Raw genomic sequence first — 2,686 nt, 5'->3', positions numbered from 1 at the left:
GCCCTCTTCGAGGAGGATCTCGCCCAGCAGGACTCCCCGCGCGACCGAGCGCGAGAGGGTGGCGTTGGCCTCTTCGTCGGTGAGCCGGCCGGCCGCCGCGAGGAAGCGGGAGAAAGTCTCGTGCGCGAGGTTGGAGCGGCACTCGACCGGCACGCCGCGATCGAGCACGACACGCTTCTCGATCGGACCGCGGCGGGCGATCAGCAGGCCGCTCGACTCCGCCGCCTGATGCGCGACCAGCAGCAGCGGGAACGGCGTCTCGGCGAAGCGGACCGTCGCCTGCAGCGCGACCGCCCTCAGATGCTCGGGCTGAGGAAACACGATGGCGCGATTGTACGGCTGTTGGCGTCCGTCGGGGGAGCGGCCTCTTCCGGCGATGGACGCTCCGGGCGCCTACCAGCCGCTGCGGCGGCGCAGGGCGTCGATCTGGGCGACGTGGTGGCGGCCGTGCCAGGCGTACATGGCGACGCTCTTTTCGATCGTCACCGGGCCGAGATCGGGGTGGAGGAAGGCGCGGCTGAACATCTCCTCCGGCAGGGCCTCGAGGAAGGCCAGCCAGCGCGCGTGCAGGGCGGCGACCAGCACGAGCGAGAGCTCGATGTCAGCGGACTTGGCCTCGGGGAGCTCCGCCCAGATCGCCTCCTTGTAGAGCTTGATCGCCGGCTGCTCCTCGGTGGCCGCGAGCTTGTGGCGGAGGTAGGCGTTCATGTGGCTGTCGGGGACGTGATGGACCACCTGGCGCACCGTCCAGCCGTGCTCGCGATAGGGGGTGTCGAGCTGCGCGGCGGAGAGCCCAGCGGTCGCCCGCCGCAGCTCGCCGGGACAGGCCGCGAGCTCGGCGAAAAACTGCCGGCGGGTTTCGGCGCTGAAGGCGGGCGGGGCGGCGAAGCGGCCGATCGGGTAGCGCTGCTCTTGCATCTCGGTCATGACCTTCTCCTCTAGGGCACTTGCGGTTGGAGGTTGGCGGCCGACCAGTCGGCGGAGGCCAGCGCCCGCGCCGTGACCTCGTAGACGACGACGCGCACGCCGTCGAGAAGGGCGGGCTCCTGGCGCAGCCAGTGCACGCGGTCGGCGAGATTGTTCGCCGCGACCTTCGCGCTGCGCCGCACGGGGCGGTCGAGGGCGAAGGCGAGCTGCTCGGCAAAGCTCGCGGTGCGGCCTCCGGGAAGGGCCGAAAAAACCAGCGCGTAGCTGTCGCCCAAGAGGAGGAGATCGCTCGCGGCTGCCGGCACGACGCTGTAGGGAACCTCGCCGAGCCCGACGATCTCGTCGACTTCGAGTTTCTCGTTGGGGAAGATCGCACCGTCGAGGCCGAGGCCCAGCAGACGGGTCTGGTCGCCTTCGAGCTCGTGCGCGACGCTTCGCCGCCGCAGGCCCGCTGGCGGATGGGGCGGAAGCTTCGTTCGCTGGCTCAGGAACTGCGCGAGGCCGGCGGCGGCGACACGCATTCCGGCCGCATTCCAATGCGTATCGGTCGGAAGGTAGAGCTCCTCGCCTTCCCGCGCCGCGGCGCGCAGAGCGGGGAGGGCGTCGTAGACCGGGAGACCGGCGTCGCCCAGGCGGCGGACGAGCTCCGGAAACGACGGGTTCTCGATCGTCGATTCAGCTACCGTCCCCATCCGGGCGAGCGGCTCGGGATGGACCTGCGCCTTGACCGGTACCGGGAAGAAGACGAGCTCGATGCCGCGTTCGGCGAGCTCGGCGTGGAGCTGCAGCAGGCCGGGCAGCGGATCGGGCTCGGGGACGGCGTAGCGCGCGCCGAGCGTGCGGCGGCGGGCGAGCTCGCGCGCAGCGAGAAAGGGATGGCCGGTGAGGTAGTCGAACTCGGTGCGGAAGTAGAGCCAACTCTGCCGCCCGACGATGACCTGCGAGTTGCCATAGGCGAGGTGGCGCGTCAGCACGGTCTGCGCCGCCGGGCGAAGGTCGGCTGAGACGGCCGACTCGCGCCCCAGTCGATCCTCGAGCGCGGCGAGACCGGTGCGCAGGCGGCGATTCGCCGCCAGCAGCCCGCTGCTGCGCCAGCTGGCGAGGAAGGCGCTCGGGCTCGGAATCGGATCCGGTCCTGCGAACGCCGTCGGCTCGCCCCTTTGCCAGCGCGCCGCCTCGCGCACCGCGCCGACGGCGAGCACGGCGAGGAGCACCGCCGTGAGCACCCAGCCACCGGTACGCGTCACCTCCGTGGCCCGGACTTCGGTCAGCGCCTCTTCTTCACGCGACGGATGAGGGGGAGAGGAGGCCATCAAAAAATGTAGTAAATGAAGGGGTTGTAGTCCTGCGTCGACAGCGCCGCGATCGCGGCGACGAGCAGAACAAGGACCAGGGCGATCTTCATCGGCGTGAGGTCCCGCGTCCAGGTCCAGCTCTGCGGCGCCCCCCAGACGATGAGCGCGGCGACGGCGAAGCTCAGCAGAAGGTACGGGCTGAGCAGCAGGCCGGAGAGGAGCGGCGCAGCCGAGGCGGCGGCACCGACGCCGAACATTCTGCCGAGATAGGCCAGTGCCGCCGGCAGATCGGCGGCGCGGAAGAAGACCCAACTCACCAGCACCAGCGCGAAGGTGTTGGAGATGCGCAGCGGTCGCGGCAGCCAGCCGTGGAGGCGGTCGACTCCGACGGCGCGCTCGAGCGCCAGGAGTCCGCCGTGAAAAGCGCCCCAGAGGACGAAGTTCCACGACGCCCCGTGCCAGAG

At 70.7% G+C, this 2,686-nt stretch carries 3 protein-coding genes and 1 pseudogene; all 4 read right to left on the bottom strand.

From position 1 onward, the window contains the following. On the bottom strand, positions 1 to 321 hold a 321-nt coding region (locus KBA23_RS16725; protein ID WP_290743378.1), incomplete at its 3' end, for a hypothetical protein. Between the two features lie 72 nt (positions 322 to 393). Next, complete coding sequence (locus KBA23_RS16720) at positions 394 to 927, bottom strand: YfiT family bacillithiol transferase (RefSeq protein WP_290743375.1); 534 nt, start codon at positions 925 to 927, stop codon at positions 394 to 396. A gap of 11 nt (positions 928 to 938) precedes the next feature. Next, positions 939 to 2,174 carry a hypothetical protein gene (locus tag KBA23_RS16715; protein WP_290743373.1) on the bottom strand — a complete coding sequence of 412 codons (1,236 nt, stop codon included), beginning with the start codon at positions 2,172 to 2,174 and terminating at the stop codon, positions 939 to 941. Between the two features lie 65 nt (positions 2,175 to 2,239). After that, a pseudogene (locus tag KBA23_RS16710) lies at positions 2,240 to 2,686 on the bottom strand (hypothetical protein); the annotation flags it as partial.

It is taken from the genome of Amaricoccus sp., assembly GCF_017995835.1.
Taxonomy (GTDB): Bacteria; Pseudomonadota; Alphaproteobacteria; order Rhodobacterales; family Rhodobacteraceae; genus Amaricoccus.
The sequence above is the reverse complement of the archived record's forward strand: the minus strand, read 5'-3'. Positions and strand labels throughout refer to the sequence as shown.

Coding starts and splice junctions, on each gene's coding strand:
- KBA23_RS16720 (WP_290743375.1), bottom strand. CDS start 927: ATGACCGAGATGCAAGAGCAGCGCTACCCGATCGGCCGCTTCGCCGCC.